Annotated in this window: 20 protein-coding genes and 1 pseudogene; 12 read left to right on the top strand and 9 right to left on the bottom strand. The window is 38.5% G+C overall.

Features of this window, described 5'->3' with window-relative positions; all coding sequences use genetic code 11:
* Nucleotide 1 precedes the first annotated feature (1 nt).
* From UC75_RS08380 to UC75_RS08355, 6 genes and pseudogenes are all read left to right on the top strand, one after another.
* The gene (locus tag UC75_RS08380; RefSeq protein ID WP_005307657.1) at nucleotides 2-1,408 is read left to right on the top strand and encodes an amino acid permease; all 1,407 of its coding nucleotides are present in this window, start codon (nucleotides 2-4) and stop codon (nucleotides 1,406-1,408) included.
* A 140-nt stretch (nucleotides 1,409-1,548) separates the two neighbouring features.
* Complete coding sequence (gene lptM / locus UC75_RS08375) at nucleotides 1,549-1,770, top strand: LPS translocon maturation chaperone LptM (RefSeq protein WP_004790575.1); 222 nt, start codon at nucleotides 1,549-1,551, stop codon at nucleotides 1,768-1,770.
* 22 nt (nucleotides 1,771-1,792) lie between these two features.
* Nucleotides 1,793-3,043, top strand: a complete 1,251-nt coding sequence (gene lysA, locus UC75_RS08370; RefSeq protein ID WP_049837278.1) for a diaminopimelate decarboxylase — start codon at nucleotides 1,793-1,795, stop codon at nucleotides 3,041-3,043.
* 5 nt (nucleotides 3,044-3,048) lie between these two features.
* Nucleotides 3,049-3,894, top strand: a complete 846-nt coding sequence (dapF, locus tag UC75_RS08365; protein WP_005307649.1) for a diaminopimelate epimerase — start codon at nucleotides 3,049-3,051, stop codon at nucleotides 3,892-3,894.
* A 79-nt stretch (nucleotides 3,895-3,973) separates the two neighbouring features.
* Nucleotides 3,974-4,897, top strand: a complete 924-nt coding sequence (locus UC75_RS08360) for an ADP-ribosylglycohydrolase family protein (protein ID WP_049837277.1) — start codon at nucleotides 3,974-3,976, stop codon at nucleotides 4,895-4,897.
* Between the two features lies 1 nt (nucleotide 4,898).
* Nucleotides 4,899-5,500, top strand: a pseudogene (locus UC75_RS08355) (alpha/beta fold hydrolase).
* 50 nt (nucleotides 5,501-5,550) lie between these two features.
* Here the strand turns inward: UC75_RS08355 and UC75_RS08350 are convergent.
* On the bottom strand, nucleotides 5,551-6,174 hold the full coding sequence (locus UC75_RS08350) for a LysE family translocator (protein ID WP_049837276.1): 624 nt from the start codon (nucleotides 6,172-6,174) through the stop codon (nucleotides 5,551-5,553).
* Between the two features lie 169 nt (nucleotides 6,175-6,343).
* Between UC75_RS08350 and xerA the strand changes: the two genes are divergently transcribed.
* The 6 genes from xerA (at nucleotide 6,344) to gyrA (ending at nucleotide 14,495) form a co-directional block, all read left to right on the top strand.
* Complete coding sequence (gene xerA, locus UC75_RS08345; protein WP_128825222.1) at nucleotides 6,344-7,234, top strand: site-specific tyrosine recombinase/integron integrase; 891 nt, start codon at nucleotides 6,344-6,346, stop codon at nucleotides 7,232-7,234.
* 461 nt (nucleotides 7,235-7,695) lie between these two features.
* Nucleotides 7,696-8,445, top strand: a complete 750-nt coding sequence (locus tag UC75_RS08340; RefSeq protein WP_004790585.1) for an electron transfer flavoprotein subunit beta/FixA family protein — start codon at nucleotides 7,696-7,698, stop codon at nucleotides 8,443-8,445.
* A gap of 17 nt (nucleotides 8,446-8,462) precedes the next feature.
* Nucleotides 8,463-9,395, top strand: a complete 933-nt coding sequence (locus UC75_RS08335) for an electron transfer flavoprotein subunit alpha/FixB family protein (protein ID WP_004790587.1) — start codon at nucleotides 8,463-8,465, stop codon at nucleotides 9,393-9,395.
* Between the two features lie 77 nt (nucleotides 9,396-9,472).
* Nucleotides 9,473-10,315, top strand: a complete 843-nt coding sequence (locus tag UC75_RS08330; RefSeq protein WP_049837274.1) for a helix-turn-helix domain-containing protein — start codon at nucleotides 9,473-9,475, stop codon at nucleotides 10,313-10,315.
* 90 nt (nucleotides 10,316-10,405) lie between these two features.
* A complete protein-coding gene (locus tag UC75_RS08325; protein ID WP_049837273.1) occupies nucleotides 10,406-11,365 on the top strand; it encodes an MBL fold metallo-hydrolase in 960 nt (319 codons plus the stop codon).
* Nucleotides 11,366-11,780: 415 nt separating this feature from the next.
* Nucleotides 11,781-14,495 (top strand): DNA gyrase subunit A, encoded by a 2,715-nt coding sequence (gene gyrA / locus UC75_RS08320; protein ID WP_004790593.1) that lies wholly within the window; start codon nucleotides 11,781-11,783, stop codon nucleotides 14,493-14,495.
* 51 nt (nucleotides 14,496-14,546) lie between these two features.
* Here gyrA and UC75_RS08315 read toward each other — a convergent pair whose 3' ends face one another.
* The 8 genes from UC75_RS08315 to UC75_RS20795 form a co-directional block, all read right to left on the bottom strand.
* The gene (locus UC75_RS08315) at nucleotides 14,547-16,193 is read right to left on the bottom strand and encodes an ArnT family glycosyltransferase (RefSeq protein ID WP_049837272.1); all 1,647 of its coding nucleotides are present in this window, start codon (nucleotides 16,191-16,193) and stop codon (nucleotides 14,547-14,549) included.
* A 9-nt stretch (nucleotides 16,194-16,202) separates the two neighbouring features.
* Nucleotides 16,203-16,583 (bottom strand): GtrA family protein, encoded by a 381-nt coding sequence (locus UC75_RS08310; RefSeq protein WP_005307623.1) that lies wholly within the window; start codon nucleotides 16,581-16,583, stop codon nucleotides 16,203-16,205.
* Nucleotides 16,583-17,563: a glycosyltransferase family 2 protein gene (locus UC75_RS08305; protein ID WP_005307620.1), complete on the bottom strand. Its 981-nt coding sequence runs from the start codon at nucleotides 17,561-17,563 to the stop codon at nucleotides 16,583-16,585. The genes UC75_RS08310 and UC75_RS08305 overlap by 1 nt, the downstream gene beginning before the upstream one ends.
* Nucleotides 17,560-18,354 (bottom strand): ChbG/HpnK family deacetylase, encoded by a 795-nt coding sequence (locus UC75_RS08300; RefSeq protein WP_049837271.1) that lies wholly within the window; start codon nucleotides 18,352-18,354, stop codon nucleotides 17,560-17,562. The genes UC75_RS08305 and UC75_RS08300 overlap by 4 nt, the downstream gene beginning before the upstream one ends.
* 259 nt (nucleotides 18,355-18,613) lie before the next feature.
* Nucleotides 18,614-19,705, bottom strand: a complete 1,092-nt coding sequence (locus UC75_RS08295) for an ABC transporter permease (protein WP_049837270.1) — start codon at nucleotides 19,703-19,705, stop codon at nucleotides 18,614-18,616.
* Entirely contained in the window at nucleotides 19,702-20,832 is a 1,131-nt protein-coding gene (locus UC75_RS08290) for an ABC transporter permease (RefSeq protein ID WP_212771767.1), read from the bottom strand. The genes UC75_RS08295 and UC75_RS08290 overlap by 4 nt, the downstream gene beginning before the upstream one ends.
* A 3-nt stretch (nucleotides 20,833-20,835) precedes the next feature.
* Entirely contained in the window at nucleotides 20,836-21,957 is a 1,122-nt protein-coding gene (locus tag UC75_RS08285) for an HlyD family secretion protein (protein WP_049837268.1), read from the bottom strand.
* A gap of 12 nt (nucleotides 21,958-21,969) precedes the next feature.
* A partial coding sequence (locus UC75_RS20795) for a TolC family protein (RefSeq protein WP_228137178.1) occupies nucleotides 21,970-22,530 on the bottom strand: 561 nt, incomplete at its 5' end.

The following is a 22,530-nucleotide window of genomic DNA, read 5'->3' as shown; positions in this document are numbered from 1 at the left end:
GATGTCGAATCAAAATCTGAATGAGCCTCATGAACAAGGTGAGCTCCATCGTAGCCTTTCAAATCGGCATTTACAGCTGATTGCGATTGGCGGTGCAATTGGTACAGGATTGTTTATGGGATCAGGCAAAACGATTAGTCTTGCTGGCCCCTCAATCTTATTCATTTACCTGATTATTGGTGTGATGGTATTTTTTGTCATGCGTGCGCTTGGCGAATTACTTCTTTCAAATCTTGCCTATAAATCATTTATTGATTTCACAACAGATTTAATTGGCCCATGGGCAGGTTATTTTGTAGGTTGGACCTATTGGCTGTGTTGGATCACCATTGGTATTGCCGATCTTTCTGCAATTATCTATTACTTACAATTCTTTAATAATGGTCTACCTTTCTCGCCAGTCGAAGGTGCCATGATCAGTGTTGCAGCCATCGTATTCATTATGGGCTTGAACTTGTTAACAGTTCGCCTGTTTGGTGAGTTGGAGTTTTGGTTTGCGCTTATCAAAATCCTAGCAATTATTATTTTAATTGCTGTAGGTCTATGGATGATCTTTACAGGCTTTACCTCGACTACTGGTGAAGTGGCATCCTTTACTCATTTGTGGGCAAATGGTGGTTTCTTCCCGACGGGTGTGCATGGCTTCTTGGCAGGATTCCAGATTGCGATTTTTGCTTTCGTTGGTGTTGAGCTTGTCGGAACAACGGCTGCGGAAACTAAAGATCCTGAACGTAATTTGCCTAAAGCAATTAACTCAATTCCAATTCGTATCATTATTTTCTATGTGTTCGCATTAATTATTGTTATGTCAGTAACACCATGGAATAAAATTGATCCGGCGATCAGCCCGTTTGTAAACTTGTTTAGTCAAGCAGGCGTTGCGGCAGCAGCAATCTTAATGAACTTGGTTGTGTTGTCATCAGTGATGTCATCAATGAACAGTGGCGTGTTTTCAACAAGCCGTATGTTGTTTGGTCTATCTCGTGAAGATCAGGGACCAAAAGCTTTTGGTAAATTGAACAGACGTGCGGTACCTGCAAATGCATTGTATTTCTCTGCTGCGTGTTTATTGTTAGGTGCAGCATTACAGTATTTTGTACCAAATACCGTTGAGGCGTTTACGCTTGCAACAACACTTTCAACGATTCTGTTCATTTGCGTGTGGTTACTGATTATCTGGAGTTATATCCGTTACTACACTACACGTCCTGAGCTGCATGCAAAATCAACATTTAAATTGCCGGGTGGCCTATTTACATGTTGGATCACGATTATTTTCTTTATTGGTATGATTTACGTGTTGTCTTTAGAGCCAGATACGTTTAAAGCGCTTAAAGTCAGCCCAATTTGGTTTATTATCTTGATCATTGGTTATTTCTTCTTCTATAAACCGCGTCATAAAAAGTAATTAAATTTATTTGGTTATGATCAAACGCCAGCTGAAAAGCTGGCGTTTTTTATGCATATTGTTTTTCTCTTTAAGTTTACTCTTTAGCCGCCTGCACGATCACGGTATACTGCATCGAATTGTTTAAATCAGGTGCTCAGATGCGTCGTGTCATTTGCCTCATCAGTTTATTGAGCAGCAGTATTTTGCTAAGCGCTTGCGGTCAGTCAGGAGCATTACAGCTACCTTCTGATCCGAATTATGACAAACGCGCGAAATACTTGCTCTATCGTAATAAAGAACAGAAACAAGTTGTGCAACAGGATGAACAAGCTGATCAGCCAGTTGAATCATCAGCCCCAACCCAAACAACTTCACCTTAAGCTTTGAAATAAGGACACATTCATGAGTTTCACTCGCATTAATGGAGTATTGCACGCAGAGCAATGTTCTATGGAGCAGCTTGCGCAGCAATTTGGCACACCTTTGTATGTTTATTCAAAAGCAGCTTTTGAAAAACATTACTTAGATATGGATCGTGCTTTTGATTTTATTGATCATCAAATCTGTTTTGCGGTGAAATCTAACTCAAATTTAGCTGTTCTTAATGTATTGGCAAAACTTGGTGCTGGTTTTGATATCGTATCAGGTGGTGAGCTTGCACGTGTTTTAAAAGCGGGTGGAGATGCATCTAAAGTTGTTTTTTCTGGCTTGGGTAAAACTGAAGCTGATATTGAAACATCGTTAAATGTAGGCATTGCTTGCTTTAATGTAGAGTCTTATGCCGAACTAGACCGTCTTCAAAAAGTTGCAGCTCGTCTAGGCAAAAAAGCACCGATTTCCTTACGTGTAAATCCAGACGTAGATGCAAAAACACATCCTTATATTTCAACAGGTTTGAAAGAAAATAAATTTGGTATCCCAAGTGATACCGTTTATGAAACCTATCAATATGCTGCATCTTTACCAAACCTTGAGATTATTGGAATTGACTGCCATATTGGTTCGCAATTAACCGAGACTAAACCGTTCGTTGATGCTTTAGATCGTGTCATGGTGATGATCGAAGAGTTGAAAAAATTTGGTATTAATCTTAAACACATCGATATCGGTGGCGGTTTAGGTGTTTGTTATAAAGATGAAACACCGCCAAGTGTTGAAGAATATGCTAACTCAATGAAACCTGCTTTAGAAAAGCTAGGTCTTAAGGTTTATATGGAACCGGGCCGTAGCATTAGTGCAAATGCAGGTGTGCTTTTAACCAAAGTTGATTTGCTCAAACCAACGAGCCACCGTAACTTTGCCATTATTGATGCAGCAATGAATGATTTAATTCGCCCTGCATTATATGAAGCTTGGATGGATATCCAGCCTGTGGTACCAAGTTCAGATGCTGAAGAAAAAACTTGGGATCTTGTTGGTGCAATCTGTGAGACAGGTGACTTTATTGGTAAAGATCGTTCATTAGCTTTAAAAGAAAATGACTTGTTAGCTGTTCTAGGCGCTGGCGCTTATGGTTTTGTAATGAGTTCAAATTACAATACACGTGGACGTGCCGCAGAAGTGATGGTGTCTGGCGACAAAGCCCATTTGATTCGCGAGCGTGAAACAGTTGAATCCCTTTGGGAAAAAGAAAGTTTATTGCCTGAGGAGTAAAGGAAATGTTGTTAGAATTTACTAAAATGCATGGTCTAGGCAATGACTTTATGGTGGTTGATCTGATCAGCCAACGTGCCTATTTGGATACAGAAACAATTCAACGCTTAGCCGACCGCCATTTCGGTATTGGTTTTGATCAACTTTTAATTGTTGAACCACCTGATTTACCGGAAGCAGATTTTAAATACCGTATTTTTAATGCAGATGGTTCTGAAGTTGAACAATGTGGTAACGGTGTGCGCTGTTTTGCTCGCTTTGTACATGAGCGTCATTTAACAACGAAAACTAGTATTACTGTTCAAACCAAAGCAGGAATTGTCAAACCTGAACTGGGGCAAAATGGTTGGGTTCGCGTGAATATGGGCTACCCGAAATTCTTGCCGAATGAAATTCCATTCATTGCTGAACAACCAGAAGCTTTATATACACTTGAGTTAGCCAATGACCAAAACATTAGTATTGATGTGGTCAATATGGGCAATCCTCATGCTGTCACTATTGTTCCAGATGTACTCACTGCAGATGTTGCTGGCATTGGCCCACAAGTTGAATCACATAAACGTTTCCCTGAACGTGTGAATGCTGGCTTTATGCAAATCATTGATGAAAAGCATGTGCGCCTTCGTGTATTTGAACGTGGTGTAGGTGAAACCCTTGCATGTGGTACAGGAGCTTGTGCGGCTGCGGTAAGTGGTATGCGCCGTGGCTTACTGGGTAATTCAGTTGAAGTTGAACTTGCTGGTGGTAAGCTACAAATCGAATGGCAAGAAGGCGATGTGGTCTGGATGACGGGTCCAACAACTCATGTATATGATGGGCGTTTGGATTTACGTTATTTCCAAGGCTAAGTAAGATTTGTCTTAGGGGAAAGGCCTTAAAATAAGGCCTTTCCCCTTTATTTTTACAAGAATAAATATTGAGAGAAAAATGCAAAATAGAATTAGAGGAGCAATTTATGGTTTGCTGATTGGTGATGCTGTCGGTGTACCATATGAATTTCATACAGCTTTGCAGCTTCCACCTTACTCACATATTGATATGATTCCACCTAAAGATTTTAGGCGAACTTATCCAGATATCCCAATTGGAACGTGGTCAGATGATGGAGCTCAGGCTCTATGCTTATTAGCGTCACTATTGCATTGTCAGAAACTCGATAGTATCGATTTTGCTAACCGTCTTCGCAATTGGTACCGTTATGGTTATATGGCGGTTGATTATCAAGTGTTTGATATTGGAGTGCAAACTGCTCAGGCGTTACAACGTTATGAAGCTGGGGTATCTGTAGAAGAGATGGCTAATGCAGATGAACATTCGAATGGTAATGGAGCGTTGATGCGCACATTACCTTTAGCATTATGGCATAGGGGATCTGATCAGCAATTAGTTGAGTTAGCCTATCAGCAGTCTCATTTGACCCATGCTCATCTTCGATCAAAAATTTGCTGTGCTTTATATTGCTTATGGGCAAAATATTTATTGAAAGGACAACCAGTTAATGATGCTTGGAAATCTAGTATTTCTATACTGATACAACTTTATAAAAATAGTGTTAATGAACAACAAGAACTTAATCATATTATCGATTCAACACATGAGAAAGAAATATCGGGCAGTGGCTATGTAGTGGATTGTTTACATTCAGCTCGTTTTGCTCTGCAACAAGGTAATTATGAGGATGTCATTAAAACGGCTATTGCCTTAGGACAAGATACTGATACAACCGCTTGTGTTGCAGGAGGACTGGCCGGAATTGTGTTTGGATATGAAGGGATTCCACAAATATGGTTACAACAGTTAAGAGGAAAAGAAATGCTAGAACCGCTATTAACACGATTAGAAGAAGCATGACATGAATCTAATTTTCTTACCCGGCGCATCAGGCAGTACAGCATTTTGGCATCCATTAATTGAAAAATTACCTCAGCATTACCAGACAAAAATTATTGGTTACCCTGGTTTCGGCGATACACCTGAATCCTTCGAGGTCAAAAGTTTTGAAGACCTAACAAATCATGTGGTCGATCAAATTAATGAAGAATCTGTAATTATTGCGCAATCTATGGGTGGCATTTTTGCTGTTGCGGCAGCGTTGCAAAAACCTCAACTGGTGAAAGGGCTGGTTTTGATTGCAACCTCGGGTGGAATTAACCTTGGAAGATTTAATGTGCAAGACTGGCGAGAAGCATACCGTCAAACATTTTTAAAATATCCAGATTGGTTTGTTACTACTAATGCCAACTATGAAGAGTTTTTATCAGATAAAATGTTGAAACTTTATTGATCTGGGGCGATAACGATCCAGTGAGCCCCGTTCAGGTGGGTCAATATTTAAATCAAAAGTTTGAGAATTCGACGTTATATGTTGTGAAAGGTGGGGACCATCAATTAGCAGAAAAACATGCCGATGAAGTTTCAGTTCAAATAAAAATCTACTTAGAAAAACTAAAGTAAGTTTTTAAGTCTTATTTAGCGTGCTATGTGTTAGCACGCTTTTTTAAAATTTATCTTTTACTCAAAGCCAATTTCAAAGCAAACAACACAAAAATACTGCCCGTAATTCGGTCCATATATTTCACAAATTTGGGTTGTTTCAGATAACGTGAAAGTGGCTGCATGGCTAAAATTAATAAAATTGACCATAAGGTTCCAATCACCACATGAATCATTACAAGCCCCATAATCCAAGTGACAGCCGATGCTTGTGGTGGAATAAATTGTGGAAGAAATGAAATATAAAAAATTCCGACTTTGGGATTAAGTAAGTTACCCAAAAAACCTTTAATAAACCAATTCTGTGAAGAAGGGACATTGGAGTTGCTTTCTTGCATGTCTGAAAGTTGGCTACGCGGTTTTAAAATCATATTCAAACCTAGCCAAGCTAAATAAGCAGCCCCCATCCATTTCAGAATATTAAAAGCTAAATCAGAAGCCATGAGCAAAGCACCTAGACCACAAGCAACCACAATTCCCCATGCAATACAGCCAAGGCTAATACCTACTGCTGCTTGAAATGCTTTCGATTTACCTTCAAGAGTAGCAGTACGAATAATTAAAGTCGTATCTAGACCAGGTGTAAGCGTAAGTAAAGTAATGGCAATTAAGTAGGGAATGAGTATGGTAGTCATGACAGCAGGGTTCCGACGAATACTTAAAGTGAAGTGTAATATATAAGGTAATGAGTTGTTGCGCTGTACGATCTTAAATTTCCTGAACAACAACTTTTTGATACACTGAAAAAATAAAATGAGCAAATAAATGGAGAGCAATTTGGATTTTGCATTACAGCTGCTCTCAATGTGGTTAAAAGAAAGAAAAATTCAGAACCAGTCTGAGCACACGATTACAGCTTATGAAAGAGATGTTAAAAGCTTTCTTGAGTTCTGCGAGCTCAAACAAATTGATTTAAGAAATATTGAAGCTTCAGATTTACGTGAATATTTGGCCCAGCGTGTTGAGCAGGACCAGTTAAGTTCAAGCAGTATGCAGCGTCATCTCACTTCAATTCGCCAGTTTATGAAATGGGCTGAACAAGGGAAATATTTAGAAATTAACCCTACTGATGATTTTAAGCTTAAACGTCAGCCTAGACCTTTGCCGGGTATGATTGACATAGAAACGGTTAATCAAATTTTAGATCAAGCTATGCCTGAAAAACCAATTGATCAGCAATTATGGTTAAGAGATAAAGCGATGCTTGAGTTACTTTACTCAAGTGGTTTACGTCTGGCTGAACTACAAGGCTTAACAATTAAAGATATAGATTTTAACCGTCAACTGGTACGTATTACGGGTAAAGGAAATAAGACCCGGATTGTACCATTTGGGAAAAAGGCGAAAGAAAGCCTATTGAATTGGCTAAAAATTTACAAAATCTGGAAAGGCCATTTTGATCAAAATGCTTCTGTTTTTATTTCTCAAAGAGGCGGTGTGTTAACCCCACGGCAAATTGAAAAGCGTGTAAAGCTTCAAGCGCAAAGAGCAGGTGTGAATGTAGATTTGCATCCTCATTTATTACGACATTGTTTTGCTAGCCATATGTTATCAAGTAGTGGTGATTTGCGATCAGTACAAGAAATGTTAGGCCACAGTAATTTGTCTACGACGCAAATTTATACGCATATCGATTTTGATCATTTGGCGCAAGTCTATGATCGAGCTCATCCGAGGGCACAAAAGAATGAATAGATTGAAGAACGATCTTAATAATAAAGTTGATTAAAATGGCAAGTCTTATACGAATGTAGACATCATTTGTATTTTTTTAGAAATTTGTTTAAGAGAAATAGGGGAAATAGTCAAATTGACCATTTTGATCTTGGGATATTTTGTCGGTACCCCTGAGTCAAAAACATCTAATCTCGATTATTTTAAGGCGATCTTATGTTTCTGACTAATAAGCTAAATAAGATAAAAAGATAATAAAAATCAATATATAAAATAGAGTGTAAAAAGAACGAAATAGCGCCTAATAAGGCATAATATTTTTTTTATGAACTGATGGTTTCATTTTTTTTGTGCTGTTCTGGAAAATTGTGACTTGACCGAAATGCCAAACACATTGCAAGATAGGGTACCTAAAAAATTTTAATTGAAGAGTTAATATACTTTTCTCAACATTTACTTTTGCTAGAACAGCCGAGGATTACATGAAGGCTCTTGTTGCTGTAAAACGCGTGGTTGATGCCAACGTCAAAGTTCGTGTTAAGCCGGACAATAGTGGGGTTGACCTAACTAACGTTAAAATGTCAATTAACCCATTTTGTGAAATCGCAGTGGAAGAAGCGGTTCGCTTAAAAGAAAAAGGAACAGTAACAGAAATCGTTGTTGTTTCTGTGGGTCCTAAAGAAGCTCAAGAACAAATCCGTTCTGCAATGGCTTTGGGTGCAGACCGCGGTATTTTAGTTGAAACCACTGATGAAATTGGCGCTTTAGAAGTTGCTAAAATTTTAAAAGGTGTTGTTGAAGCTGAAAAACCAGAACTTATCCTTCTTGGTAAACAAGCAATTGATGATGACTCTAACCAAGTCGGTCAAATGCTTGGCGCATTATTAGGTGCGGGCCAAGGTACATTCGCTTCTGAAGTGAAAGTTGATGGCGGCAAAGTACAAGTAACTCGTGAAGTTGACGGTGGTTTACAAACTGTTGAACTGGCACTTCCAGCAATCATTACAACTGACTTGCGTTTGAATGAGCCACGTTATGCAGCATTGCCTAACATCATGAAAGCTCGTAAGAAGCCACTTGATACTAAATCTCCTGCTGATTATGGCGTTACAGCTGGTACTAAACTTAAAACTGTTAAAGTTGAAGCTCCAGCAGAACGTAAAGCTGGCGTACAAGTGAAATCTGTAGATGAGCTTGTTGAAAAATTGAAAAATGAAGCGAAAGTGATCTAATACGGAAGGATAAAATCATGAGTATTTTAGTTATCGCTGATCACAACAACCAAGTACTTAACGGTGCTACTTTAAACGTTGTTGCTGCAGCACAAAAAATCGGTGGTGATATTACTGTATTAGTTGCTGGTTCTGGTGCTCAGGCAGTTGCTGATGCTGCTGCTAAAGTTGCTGGTGTAAGCAAGGTTTTACTTGCTGACAATGCTGCTTATGCAAACCAGTTAGCTGAAAACGTAGCTGCTTTAGTTGCTGATTTAGCTAAAGGTTACAAATACGTATTAGCTGCTTCTACAACGACTGGTAAGAACATTCTTCCACGTGTTGCTGCTCTTCTTGATGTAAGCATGATCACAGACATTATTTCTGTTGAATCTGCAAATACATTCAAGCGTCCGATTTATGCAGGTAACGCGATTGCGACTGTTCAATCTGACGAAGCAATCATTGTGGGTACAGTTCGTGGTACAGCATTTGATCCAGTAGCTGCTGAAGGTGGTTCTGCTGCGGTTGAAGCGGTAAGTGAAGCGAAAGATGCAGGTATTTCTCATTTTGTATCTGAAGAAATCGTTAAGCTTGATCGTCCAGAATTAACTGCGGCTCGCATCGTAGTTTCTGGTGGTCGTGGTGTAGGTTCTGGTGAGAACTACCATAAAGTACTTGATCCATTAGCTGACAAGCTTGGTGCAGCACAAGGTGCTTCACGTGCGGCAGTTGATGCGGGCTTCGTACCTAACGACTTCCAAGTAGGTCAAACTGGTAAAATCGTTGCGCCTGACCTTTATGTTGCTGTAGGTATTTCTGGTGCGATCCAGCATTTAGCTGGTATGAAAGATTCTAAAGTTATTGTTGCAATCAACAAAGACGAAGAAGCGCCAATCAACAGTGTTGCTGACTACTGGTTAGTTGGTGATTTGAACACTGTAGTACCAGAGTTAGTAAGCAAGTTGTAATTTACAGCTTGTCACTTATTCGAAAAACGCCCTTGTGCTATAAATAGCCAAGGGCGTTTTTTATTTAGATCATCATTATGAATATTAATTATTCTGCTTCCATAGAGGCCCACCAATTGCATCAATCACTTGTGAGATTGGCACGGGCAGATATGGCACGAGATTATTTATGTATTCGTTCGAAAAATCAGCATGGACTGTCCAATATTAAAGTTAGTCAGTTGCACATGGGATTTATTTTATATGGGCAACAACAATTAAATCTTCAAACAAAACAAATCAATTTTAGTGCCGGCGATCTATACATTATAAAACCCGATACGGTTATCGATGCAGTTAATCTGCCTGACCCTATAACGGGTGAATATCTCACTATTCTGGTGCCTATGTGTGACGAAGTCATTCAAGCTGCACAAATGATTTGGGCTAAGCCAGTTGTAGACAGAACTGAAGCAATATTAAAGTTTTCAATTGATGATTTCGCTACATCTTTAGCTGAGTGGCAAACGGCTTTATTTAATCATGATGTGGTGAAAGCACGTTTATGTATTACCGCTATACTTGTACAGTTATGCCAACAGCATTGTTCAGATGTGTTAATTGTACCTCCACCTAAATTGACAAAAATCATTCATGATTGGGTCATAGAGAATCCACAGCACCATTGGCAGTCTAATGAATTTGAAATGCGACTAGGTTTGAGCAGTGCCACACTTCGCCGTAAGCTTAGCCATGAAGACACAACCTTAAGAGAAACTGTTACTCATGCACGGCTTACTTTTGCACTTGAGTTGTTGTATTCAAAAAAACTACCTATGAAAACTATTGCAGCAAAATCGGGATACCAGTCTGTTGCTATTTTTCGTGAGCGCTTTATAGAGCGTTATGGTATAGATCCAGCTGTTCTAGCTGCCGAATAAGTCAATTTGAGCGTTTCTTATCGCTTATTGAGCGATTTAAGCAGATAAAAACCAATAGAGTTAAAGTATGAAAATACGAAGGACTCTATGATGAAATCATTAAAATCACTTACGATATTATTGCTACTGAGTGCCAGTACAGTTATACATGCAGAACAAACGCCAAGTGTACATCAAGTCGATGGTTACTTTTTACAACCAGTAGGAAACCTTAAGGTAACAGCATTGTTTGATGGCGAGTTGGGATTACCTCGTAGTGATTTATTGGGTATTTCAGCTGAAAAAGCCAATCGACTGTTTGCAGAAAACTTTGTCCCTGTAGATGAGCATAATCAGATTGTCACAGATTTCTCTGCCTATCTTGTTCAAACACCCACACAAAATATTTTAATTGATGCTGGCACTGCAAAATGTTTTGGTCCAACCTTGGGCCATGTACGTGAAAATTTAAAGAAAGCAGGTGTACAGCCTGAACAAATAGATACGATTTTAATTACACATGCCCATCCCGATCACTTATGCGGTATTACACTTGATGGCAAAATGGCTTATCCAAATGCGAAAGTTTATCTAGCTAAAGAAGATGTCGACTTTTGGACATCTTCTGCAAATGAAGCAAAAGCCACTGATTTTTTTAAACCAATATTTAAAATGACGCGTGATGCATTACAGCCATACCAAAAGGCAGGGCAGTTAGTTGCGTTTACCGAATCCTCTTTTAACGTACCGAATGTTCAACTCATCGTGACTCATGGTCATACGGAAGGTCATTCTTCATACTTAGTAGATGGAAAAAATGGACAAAAGTTCTTAGGTCTAGGTGATGTTGTGCACTACGGTGCGGTACAGTTTCCTTATCCTGAAGCAAGCTACAAACCCGATACTCACTCGAATCAGGCTATAGCTGTTCGTAAGAATATCTTTGAACAAGCCTATAAAAACCAATGGTGGGTAGGGGCAGCACATATCGCTTTTCCTGGCATTGGACATATTGGCAAAGGCTCAAAAGGATATCAGTGGATACCAGCTCAATATCGGCCTACAAAATGATATTTCAAATCTATTATTTAAAGAAATGAAAAGAATAATAGATTTACAACAAGGCAAGTATATTTAAGCTAAATATTATTTATTTTGGCTAATAAACTAAGTTTTGTTTTTAAGATTAGATGAAAAGTGCTCTAAAGAGAGCACTTTTATGTTGTCTATATTTTGGTCGAACTGTTGAGTTTTAAGAAATACATTTAAAACTAGAATTCTCTAATTTTAACTTATTAATTCTAATGAAATTTTTATTGTAAAAAAATGCTATTTTCAGATTGCTAAACTCCCAGTTAACGAGCAGTTTGTGCTATACTATACAGCTATATTTTTTTCGATTTTAGTTCAGTTTTCAGAACTAAATTTTTTGCAAGATCAAGACATATTAGCAGATGGAAATTTCTATCTGTAAGAAGGAGTATGCATGAGCGTATCGGAAATCCGACCGATTGCCATTGAGGATGAACTCAAGCATTCATATTTAGATTACGCAATGAGTGTAATCGTATCTCGTGCATTGCCGGATGTGAGAGACGGTCTGAAACCTGTTCACCGTCGTGTGCTATTTGCCATGCACGAATTGGGCAATGACTATAACAAAGCCTACAAGAAATCTGCACGTGTTGTTGGGGACGTAATCGGTAAATATCACCCTCATGGTGACTCAGCTGTTTATGAAACTATTGTACGTATGGCTCAGGACTTTAGCTTACGTTATTTATTGGTAGATGGTCAGGGTAACTTCGGTTCGATCGATGGTGATAGCGCGGCAGCAATGCGTTATACCGAAGTCCGTATGACTAAGTTAGCGCACGAGCTTCTTGCAGATCTAGAAAAAGACACAGTTGACTGGGAAGATAACTACGACGGATCTGAGCGTATTCCTCAGGTGCTTCCAACACGTGTTCCTAACTTGTTAATTAATGGCGCTGCTGGTATTGCTGTAGGTATGGCAACCAACATGGCACCGCATAACATGACAGAAGTTGTGAATGCATGCTTAGCCTATGCTGACAATCCGAATATCTCGATTGAAGGGTTGATGGAATACATTACTGGTCCTGATTTTCCTACAGGCGGTATTATTTACGGTAAATCAGGCATTGTTGATGCTTACCGTACAGGTAAAGGCCGACTGCACATTCGTGGTAAATACCATTTCGAAGAAGATGAAAAGACAGGCCGTACAACCATCGTCTTTACTGAAATTCCATATCAAGTCAACAAGGCAAGAGTTATTGAACGTATTGCTGAGTTAGTTAAAGAGAAAAAACTTGAAGGTATTTCAGAGCTTCGTGATGAGTCTGACAAAGACGGTATGCGTATTGCGATTGACTTGAAACGTGGTGAAAACGCAGAAGTCGTTGTAAATAACTTATTCTTAAATACGCAGCTTGAAAACTCATTCAGCATCAACATGGTTTGTCTTGATAACGGACAACCAAAATTGATGAATCTGAAAGATATTATTGCGGCATTTATTCGTCACCGCCAAGAAGTAGTGACACGCCGTACCATGTTCGAATTACGTAAAGCACGTGAACGTGGTCATATCTTAGAAGGCTTAACTGTTGCTTTAGCCAATATTGATGAAATTATTGAAACCATCAAAACTTCTGCTAACCCAGCTGAAGCGCGTGAGCGTTTACTAGCGGGTGAGTGGGCTGGTGGTGGCGTTATTTCTTTGCTTGAAAAAGCTGGCGCTATTTCTGTTCGCCCAGATGAAATCGAAGGTGAAAACCCAGATCGTCCATTTGGTCTAACTGAATCAATTTACCGTTTATCACCAACGCAAGTGGGTGCAATTTTAGAATTGCGTTTACATCGTTTAACGGGTCTTGAGCAAGACAAATTACATGCAGAATATACTGAAATTTTAGGTCAAATTGCTGAACTTACGGCAATTCTTAATGATTTCAATTTGTTGATGGCTGTAATTCGTGAAGAATTAGCGCAAGTACTACAACAGTATGGTGATGGTCGTCGTACAGAAATTATTGAATCACGTATTGATTTTAGCCGTGAAGATTTAATTCCTGAAGAACAAGTTGTATTAACAGTTTCACAAACAGGTTATGCAAAAACTCAACCACTTTCAGACTATCAGGCTCAGCGCCGTGGTGGACGTGGTAAGTCTGCAACCTCAATGAAAGATGATGACTTTATTCAACATCTGATTGTGGCTTCAAACCATGCGACTGTACTTTGCTTTACTAACGTAGGTAAAGTGTATCGTCTTCGCGTATTTGAAGTGCCTCAAGCATCACGTGGTGCTAAAGGCCGTCCGATTGTAAACTTGTTACCTTTAGATGCGAATGAAACAGTAACAGCTATCTTGCCGTTAACTGAGTTCCCAGAAAACCATTATGTATTTATGGCGACAGCTTCAGGTACGGTTAAACGTGTTGATTTGGAGCAGTTTGCTAACATTCGTTCAAATGGCTTACGTGCAATTGAATTGAATGAAGAAGATACCTTGATTGGTGTTGCGATTACTGATGGTAATCAGCAAATCATGTTGTTCTCGAATGAAGGTAAGGCAATTCGTTTTGCAGAAACCGACGTGCGTTCAATGGGCCGTACTGCTAAAGGCGTCCGTGGTATGCGTGTTAGCTTTGCAAGCAGCACTTTAAGTGAAGAAGATGCAGAAGTTGAAAATGATGAATCTGATGACAACGAAGATTCAGCAGATTTAAATGTCGTGAGTCGCATCGTATCGCTTGTTGTTGTTCCTGAAACGGGCGAAGTGCTGTGTGCGAGTGCCAATGGTTATGGTAAACGTACTCCTGTAAATGACTTCCCAACCAAAAAACGTGGTGGTAAGGGCGTTATTGCGATTAAGACAAGTGAACGTAATGGTGAGCTTGTAGGTGCAGTATCTATTGATGAAAGCAAAGAGCTGTTGCTTATTTCTGATGGCGGTACATTAGTTCGTACGCGTGCTGCTGAAGTTGCAATGACTGGTCGTAATGCACAAGGTGTTCGTCTGATTCGTTTAAGCGAAGAAGAAACTTTAGTGGGCGTTGTGTCTATTGAAGCTGTCGAAGATGAAGAAGAGTTTCTCGAAGGAGAAGTTGATACTTCAGAAGTAGATGGTGAAGATGCAGTTTCTACGAATGACGATGTGTCAGAAGAGTAAGTCTTAATTAAGTAAAAAAGGAAGCGTAAGCTTCCTTTTTTATTGGGTTATTTATTTGTTTGAGTGGAAGATAAACACATCATAATTTCGATAATGTAGTGTTTTAACAGATGGATCTTTAGTTGCAAAATTATGAGGTTGACTTACGACAATCAAATCTTGCTTTTGCGTTAAAGCATCTTGAAGCTGTTGCTCGCTCCATAAGTATTTTTTGCGTTGTGGTTCAAACAATAAACCATCTTTAATTTCTAAAGATGCACTATCTGAATGCACTGTATCCCATTGATTCACAATATATACAGGCTGTTTTAGCTGTAAAAGGAAAGGTACATCATAGAAATAGTAATTGTAGAAAACTATTTTTGTTGATGGTGTCATATATTCAGAAAAACTCGTTTGTCCTACATTATTTTTGGTATCTAAAATACGAACGGTAAAGGGGATTGAACTACACAGAACAATTAAACTTATAAAAATATAGTTCAAATAGTTTAATTTCTGCTTTTTATATAACCAGACTAAAGCAAGTGGAAGCATAACCAATAGCGTGCCAATGATATAAATAAATACCGCTTGGTTTTGGAAAAAGGGTTGATGTGCACGCATGAAATGTGGTGTAGCAGTAATACCTATTCCAACAAGCATAATAAATATAGGTAAACCCCAAACCTGTAATTTGGTTTTATATTCACTTTCAAGTACTTGGTTGATAACAAGAGCCAAGAAAACAGCGAGTGGAGGCACAGCTGGTAAAATATAGCCAGCTAGCTTAGAAGGCGGAATAGAGAAGAAAACCGTAACAGAAATAAACCACCATATAAACAGGGCAAGTAAAGCGGATTGCTTGTAATTTTGAAATACAGCTTTGATAGATTGAAATCTACTCGAAAGAATCCATGGTAAAAAGCTGAACATTAAAATAATCAGATAGAAACACCACGGTTGTTTATTATTAAACTCTTTTGAGCTAAATCGACTAAATTGTTGGTCGATAAAGAAATAATGCAAAAATTGAGGATATTTAAGTTGAACTGCATAGAGCCATGGACTAACCAGTAATATAAATAGCAAAATCCCCAAAGGGTTAAGTAATGAAGGGATTTTTTTCCATTGTTTGGTGTAAAGCAACCACGGTAATAGAATCATACCGGGAATTAACACACCAATTAGGCCTTTACTTAAGAACGCAGCCGCACCTGCAAAATATCCTAAAAATAAAATAGATTTACGCGCTGAAATTGTGAAATCAACAAAACATAAAACACTGATGGTAATCCATGAAGCAAGTAGTAGGTCATGGTTAATATATTCACTACTACCAAAAAACAGTAAATTTGTGCCTAAAATAATGGCAGTAAGTTGTGCTACACGTTCTGAAATGTGCTTTCTAACGAATAAGAATAGGCTGACTAGCATGAGTGTAGCTGCTAGCACTGGAACTAATCTCAATACCCAAATATGCATACCGAAAAGTTCCATAAATATAGAACTTAACCAGTGTAATAGAGGGGGCTTATGCATAAATGGCAAGCTATTGATACGGGGAATTAGCCAATCTCCCGACTCAAACATAGATCGACTAATATCTCCGTAGCGTCCTTCATCTGGCACAGAGAGAGGTCTTATCCAAGACAAAACAAACAACCAAATCGGTAAAAATATTAATAAGAATTTGGAACTACGAAGCCATTGCTGCATACATAATCCTTAATGTTGAAATGCAAAAAAACGGTTAAGCAAAAAAGTCACAATTGAAGTCAGGACAATAGCTACACAAACCAATGTTGAAACAGGGGCGCTGAAGTAAAGATTAGAAAGCAAGAGAAAACTCTCATTAAATAAAAAACCTAATCCAGCGACTAAGGTAAATTTGGGTAGTGTGTGTCGATGAGAAATATGCTGGGCTTTAAAAGTAAAAATACGATGCCCAAAATAGCTCACCCAATAGGCAAGTAGAAAGGCGACTAAATTGGCATATTGCAATGCAATGTTTCGTTTAAACAAGAGCATGACAATACTGTAGTGCGTAAGTGCTGCTGCGGCCCCAGTCGTGGTAAACCGCGCGAGCTGAAAAATATGTGCAAACATTAGAAACTAGAGAACGTATTTTCTGAGTGAGTGATCGGATGTTCTTGCTTAATACGAGAATGTTCGGTTGAAACAATATATTTAGGTCGATTTTTAACTTCTGCATAAATACGGCCAATGTATTCACCTAAAATTCCAATGAATAACAATTGAATGCCGCCTAATAGCGTCATGCCTGCCGCAAGAGTTGCCCAACCAGGTACAGAAATTCCTTCAATCAGGGTTTTAATAATGATCCAAACACCGTAACTCATAGCGCCTAAAGCCAATAGGGCACCTAGATAAATACAGATTCGTAAAGGTAAATCTGAAAACCCAGTTAAACCAGACATTGCCAGATTGAATAATGACTTTACGTTAAAACTAGAACGACCATGTTGACGATCTTGCTCGGAGAAATTGATCCCGATACTTTTAAAACCGACCCATGCATAAAGGCCTTTCATATAGCGATTTTTTTCTGGTAATTGTTTGATTGCTTCAACAACTTTTGCGTCAAGAAGTCTGAAATCACCAGCATTTTCAGGAATATCAATAGGTGAGCTTAGGTTTAAAATACGGTAGTAACCTTGAGTTAAGGTCCGTTTTAGCCATGATTCAGTAGTACGATTACGAATGCCATAAACCATGTCATAACCATTTTTCCAAAGGTTAATCATGGTCGGAATTGCTTCAAAAGGATGTTGAAAGTCAGCATCAATGAGCAGTGCAACTTCACCATTTACATGGTCTAAACCTGCGCTTAAAGCAGCTTCCTTACCAAAATTTCGTGATAATTCCAGCACAACTAAAGGATAATCTTCGATCATCGTTTGCAAGATCGGAATAGTATCGTCCTTACTGCCATCATCGACCACAATAATTTCATAGCTAAGATTTTGTTGCTTTAAGCTGTTTGCTAAAGCTGGAATAAATGTCTTTAAATTCTCTGCTTCGTTATAAGCGGGAACAACGCAGGATAAAAAAGGTTTTGTGCTCATTGCATTGCCCCTAGTCTGGTAAGTTGGATGCCATTTTTCTGGCAATCAAGAGGGAATTGATCAGACGAAAAATATTGGTATTCTTGGATACGTGCATGCTGGATTGGGTCTTGCTCACTTGGTGTAGAAAGTGAGGGATGGCACATAATCAGTAAGTGGTCTTTTGCTTGAGCAAGCCAATATTGATTCAGTTCGGCATAATCAGTTTGTTTAAAGTCATAGATACCAGCGAAATATTCATTTTGGCTAAACTGGTAAGTTTGGCACGCCTTTGCTAAGGCATTTGAGCCAAGTGCAGAAAGCATATGAGTTTTAAAACGATAATGGGGTAGATAAATTAGATGTTGTAAATTACGTATCCAACCAGTGAAATTTTTCTCTTTTAAAAGCTGTAGCAAAATATCCCGTATAAACGGAAATTGATGAATATGTTGATGCCCATCAATAAAATCGGGCTGCTTTCCCATGACTGAAACAAATGCATCCCATTGTTCTTCAATACACTGGGTAATTAATTCACGGTTAAGATTTGATGACCATGCGCGAAACATGAGAGCAGGTAATGAGAAGACTGTATTACCTGAAGTAAACGCATGAGTGAAATTTAAGTGTAAACCAATATCAATTTGATTCGAGAAAGGTTTGAGTTTGGCAGCAGCTGTTTCCCAGAGTTCAGATTGGGTCATACATGAGGTCGCTTGCAGTGCTCCTCTTTCAATTAACTGAATAATTGCATTAGATATCTCTGCATTCATTGCAAAGTCATCTGCGCAATAACATACCTTTGCCATATCAAATTCCGTCATAGAGCAGGGTAGCAGAGTTACCCTTTTAGGCTGCTGAAAAACTAAACAGTTTTACTATGGAGAAATTTTCTTAATTTCAACTTAAAGTTTTTTTAAGGTTTTATGACAATTGTTACCAATTAATAATTTGAATTTATTGGTTTTTTTATATTTTTATGGTCAATAGTTTTTAAGGAATGACTTTTAACTATCAGATTTCATAGTAAATAAAAATATAATTTATGCTCCAAGTTCAGAAAACTCTTCACTTGGAGGCTTTTAAACGTGAATACGCCAAGATTAAAAAAATAAGACCGATTGTCGCAAGAAAAATCAGTTTTGGTACAACCGTGGCTAAAGGAACACCCATCTGGTTAAGTTGCACAAACATTTGTACCCCATGTGTTGATGGTAAACACCACGCAAACCATTGTAACCATTCGGGCATTGCTTGATGTGGCCATGCAGCACCAGTTAATAAGAATAAGGGTACAGAGCTAAACACAATAATATGTCCGGCACGTTCTGGCATGTCTAAAAGTGAACCGATCAGCATGCCTAATCCAATCACACAACTAATAAAAATAGGAACAGCAACGAGTAAACCTGTGAAGTTTCCACCGTGTGGATAGTCGTTGAACCACAACGTAAAACCAAAAAGATAAAAACTACTTAAACAACCAATAGTAAACAGGCTGGTGAAAATTCCAGCGAAGCGAACAGCTGTAATTTTTTGGTGTTGCTCACGGTAGCTTGCAATTAGCATCGCTAAACCTAACACAATGGTTTGATGAATAATTAAAGAGGCAACAGCCGGAAAAATATAACTTCCATAGCCTGAAAGGGGGTTAAATAAAGGAACCTGATGAATAGAAAGCGCGGGTTGGAAATGTGTGCGCTTTCCAAATTTTTCGACATATTCTTTTAAGGTCGCTTCGATGGATGTAGCTAAGCCTAAACCAATTTCTTTAGTTTTTAAAAAGTTGGTTGTACTTAAATATAAGCCAATTCCACCTGTTTCTCCACGGCGTAAGCTTTGCGTTAGGTTACTTGGTAAAAGTAAAATACCATCGGCTTTTTGTTCACGAACCATTTGTTCTGCTTGTAAGAAATTGCTTGTAACAGTAACAATATGAACATGCGGACTATTTGCACTTTGACCGATTAATTGAGAAGTTAAGAGACTTTGTTCTTCATCAACAATAACAATAGGAATTGATTCTGCCCGCTCAGCTTTATAGGCGGTAGGGTAAAAAAAACTATAAAGAATGACCGATAAAATCAGAGTCGTGAAAACTGAACTATTCCCTACAATATCTTTAAAAGTTTGCAAATATGCATTTAAAAACTCTTTCATTGTGCTGCTCCCTGAATTAGTTTTTTAAGAAGCAGACAACTTAAGAAGAAATAAATAAGGCAATAACCCATAAGTATTAAAAAAGGAATCATTGAAATAAAAACTGGACTTCCAATCACCCATTGTTCAGTTTGCAGCTTGGCATAAGGGGTATAGGGAATAATGAGTGACCAAAACTTGGTAAAAATAGGGGCATTATTTAAAGGCAGAGTAACGCCTGCGAAACTTAAAGATGACCCGCCATAGACAGCGATAAAGCCAAAAGTTTTGCTTAAATTTTTGGTTGCTAAAATAACTGTGCTGCTAATCAAAGCGTAGGCAAAATAAAGTAGGAACTGTGCGCATAGCAATAAACTAAGAGAACCCGCTACAAACCAGCCTCGGATTTCGACTAGCCAAAACATCCATAACCATGTCCAAAAACAAAAAATAAGGCTATAGAGCAAATTCTTAGCCAATAAGCCTTGAATAAAACTTTCTCGGTTTACCCATGTGGTTAATGTGCCACGTTTCAGTTCTTGTCCAATGGCAAAGGCAACACAGCAGCATAGCAATAGATGCAATACAGCAGGAACCATGAAGGGTTCTAAATAAAACTCATAGCTCATGCTTGGGTTATAAAGCGTTGAGATTTTGACATGAGCAGTAGGAACATCTAAATAGGGGATATTATTTGCGAGATAACTTTGGCCTGCATAGTCTGCTAAAGCATTGAGGGTGCTGACCAACATTGCGGAGGAAATCGTATTCCCGACACTAAAAAAAGACTGGTTAAATGCAATGCTGATTTGAGCATCTTGGGCTTTCACAAAACGCTTTTCGGCGCCGTCTGGAATGAAAATATATCCCCATATTTTGGTTTCATTGAGTAGTTGCTCCGCTTCTGTGGAGCTTGTCGTAACTGTTTTAATATCTACCGTATGATTCAACGAAAGATACTTTTCAATATTACGGCTGAGTTCACTTTGGTCCTGATCAATAATCGCAATTGGTAAGTGTTCAGCTTTACCTGCGTAAAACATGCTGCTAAACATAAAAATGATAAAAGCGGGGATGAGTGTCACCATACACAAATCCCATTTGTTGCTTTTTAGATAGTTTAGTTCACGTAATATACTGGCAAACATGCTTTATTTTTCTTCTTTAATTTTAAATAGAACACTCATCCCAACTTTTAAATCTTGCACTGGACGCTCAGGCACAAGATGCAATTTAAAGCTGCGAATATCGTACCCACCAGTTTGGCGAGTCGTTTTTATGGTGGCAAATTCACCTTCTGCATCTATATTCTTAATTTTAAAATTCACATTCTGATTAAGTGCTGGAATGAATCCTTCAAGGGTTTTATTTTTATAAACAGAGGCATATTGATTTTCACCCACATTTAAACTTACCCATAAATCATCATCTTCTAAAATGCTGACAACAGGTACACCCATAGCGACTAATTCAGAAGGTTTACCATAAGTTTTTGAAACCGTACCTGAAATAGGGGATAGTAAACGTGTTTCTTCCTCTAGTGCTTTTGCTTCACCTACAGCTGCTTTTGCAATTTCAACCTGTGCATCTGCTGTAGATTTTTGTTGGCTCGTACTGCCACGTTTTGCACGAGCATATTGTTGATAAGAAGCTTCACTTAATTCTTGAGCAGAAGTTTGTGCCGCGAGCATTTCATCTCGTCTTTGACGCGAAATCACACCTTGTCTATATAAATTTTCACCACGTTGGTAAGTGGTTTTTGCAAGGTTTGCTTGTGCTTTCGTGCTTTGCCAGTTGGCATAAAGAGTATCGATATTCTCTTGTTGAGAACCACGATCTACCGTAGATTGAAATGCTAAAGCAGATTGTAAGGTAGCCAAAGCTTGTTGCTTTTTAGCTTCTATTTCCGGGCTAACTAAACGAACAAGTGGCTGGCCTTTGGAAATTTTCTGGCCTTCTTGTACATAAATTTCTTCAATACGACTCGGAACTTTTGTGCTTACGTGAATAGTTTCGGCTTCAACTCGGCCTTGTAGTTCAATAGGCTTTGGCTGATAACTTTTCCACAAACCAAAAATAATTAAACCTAATAGGGCAATAATGATCAAACCAATAACCAGTTTAATTTTTGAATTTTTAGGTGGTTTGGAGTCACTTTTATTTGTGTTTGATTCTTGATGATCACTCGCTTGATCATCTTTTTGAACTTGGTTGGTTTCTGTCGTATCCGCAACAGGAGCATCTTGTTCTGAATGAGCTGAGTCTTGATTCATTTTATACTCCCCTTAACGAATATAGTCGGTATGTGGTTGATTGACGTAAGCTTTAAACTCATCAATTGAGCCGTGACTTTGAAGTAAAGTCGCGAGTGACATGACATATTTATAAGCATTTAAAGCCATTTCAGTTTTTAACGCACTTAATGCATTTTGCGCATCAATCACTTGGGTTGCTGTACCCATTCCTTCACGGAAAGAAAGCTCTTGGATACGTAGGTTTTCTTGAGCGGCATTTACGTTTCTTTGTAAGAGCTGATGACTTTGTTGCGCAGAGTTGAGTTCGTTATATGACTTATTCAAAAGAGCTTCAATCTCTTGTTTAGTTCGTTCAGTCATGAGTTCAGAGGCATAGCGTTTCAATTCGGCAGCGTGAATATTCTTATTTTTATCTACACCTGAAAATAGGTTGTATTTTGCCATTACACCGACAATCCAGTTTTCATTTTTATCGAGAGCATATTCACCAAATGCAAAAAGACTTGGTTTTTTTGCAGCTTCTTGAGCTTGGATATTTACATTAGCCAGTTGAGTATCCATCTGCATTTTTTGTACAAGGCTAGATTTTTG

Origin of the sequence: Acinetobacter sp. V2 (genome assembly GCF_001188385.1) — a bacterium.
GTDB classification, from domain to species: Bacteria; Pseudomonadota; Gammaproteobacteria; order Pseudomonadales; family Moraxellaceae; genus Acinetobacter; species Acinetobacter oleivorans.
The sequence above is the reverse complement of the archived record's forward strand: the minus strand, read 5'-3'. Positions and strand labels throughout refer to the sequence as shown.

Excerpts from the sequence above, each read along its gene's own strand:
- UC75_RS08380 (WP_005307657.1), top strand. The coding sequence starts at position 2 with ATGTCGAATCAAAATCTGAATGAGCCTCATGAACAAGGTGAGCTCCAT.
- lptM (WP_004790575.1), top strand. The coding sequence starts at position 1,549 with ATGCGTCGTGTCATTTGCCTCATCAGTTTATTGAGCAGCAGTATTTTG.
- lysA (WP_049837278.1), top strand. The coding sequence starts at position 1,793 with ATGAGTTTCACTCGCATTAATGGAGTATTGCACGCAGAGCAATGTTCT.
- dapF (WP_005307649.1), top strand. The coding sequence starts at position 3,049 with ATGTTGTTAGAATTTACTAAAATGCATGGTCTAGGCAATGACTTTATG.
- UC75_RS08360 (WP_049837277.1), top strand. The coding sequence starts at position 3,974 with ATGCAAAATAGAATTAGAGGAGCAATTTATGGTTTGCTGATTGGTGAT.
- UC75_RS08350 (WP_049837276.1), bottom strand. The coding sequence starts at position 6,174 with ATGACTACCATACTCATTCCCTACTTAATTGCCATTACTTTACTTACG.
- xerA (WP_128825222.1), top strand. The coding sequence starts at position 6,344 with ATGTGGTTAAAAGAAAGAAAAATTCAGAACCAGTCTGAGCACACGATT.
- UC75_RS08340 (WP_004790585.1), top strand. The coding sequence starts at position 7,696 with ATGAAGGCTCTTGTTGCTGTAAAACGCGTGGTTGATGCCAACGTCAAA.
- UC75_RS08335 (WP_004790587.1), top strand. The coding sequence starts at position 8,463 with ATGAGTATTTTAGTTATCGCTGATCACAACAACCAAGTACTTAACGGT.
- UC75_RS08330 (WP_049837274.1), top strand. The coding sequence starts at position 9,473 with ATGAATATTAATTATTCTGCTTCCATAGAGGCCCACCAATTGCATCAA.
- UC75_RS08325 (WP_049837273.1), top strand. The coding sequence starts at position 10,406 with ATGAAATCATTAAAATCACTTACGATATTATTGCTACTGAGTGCCAGT.
- gyrA (WP_004790593.1), top strand. The coding sequence starts at position 11,781 with ATGAGCGTATCGGAAATCCGACCGATTGCCATTGAGGATGAACTCAAG.
- UC75_RS08315 (WP_049837272.1), bottom strand. The coding sequence starts at position 16,193 with ATGCAGCAATGGCTTCGTAGTTCCAAATTCTTATTAATATTTTTACCG.
- UC75_RS08310 (WP_005307623.1), bottom strand. The coding sequence starts at position 16,583 with ATGTTTGCACATATTTTTCAGCTCGCGCGGTTTACCACGACTGGGGCC.
- UC75_RS08305 (WP_005307620.1), bottom strand. The coding sequence starts at position 17,563 with ATGAGCACAAAACCTTTTTTATCCTGCGTTGTTCCCGCTTATAACGAA.
- UC75_RS08300 (WP_049837271.1), bottom strand. The coding sequence starts at position 18,354 with ATGGCAAAGGTATGTTATTGCGCAGATGACTTTGCAATGAATGCAGAG.
- UC75_RS08295 (WP_049837270.1), bottom strand. The coding sequence starts at position 19,705 with ATGAAAGAGTTTTTAAATGCATATTTGCAAACTTTTAAAGATATTGTA.
- UC75_RS08290 (WP_212771767.1), bottom strand. The coding sequence starts at position 20,832 with ATGTTTGCCAGTATATTACGTGAACTAAACTATCTAAAAAGCAACAAA.
- UC75_RS08285 (WP_049837268.1), bottom strand. The coding sequence starts at position 21,957 with ATGAATCAAGACTCAGCTCATTCAGAACAAGATGCTCCTGTTGCGGAT.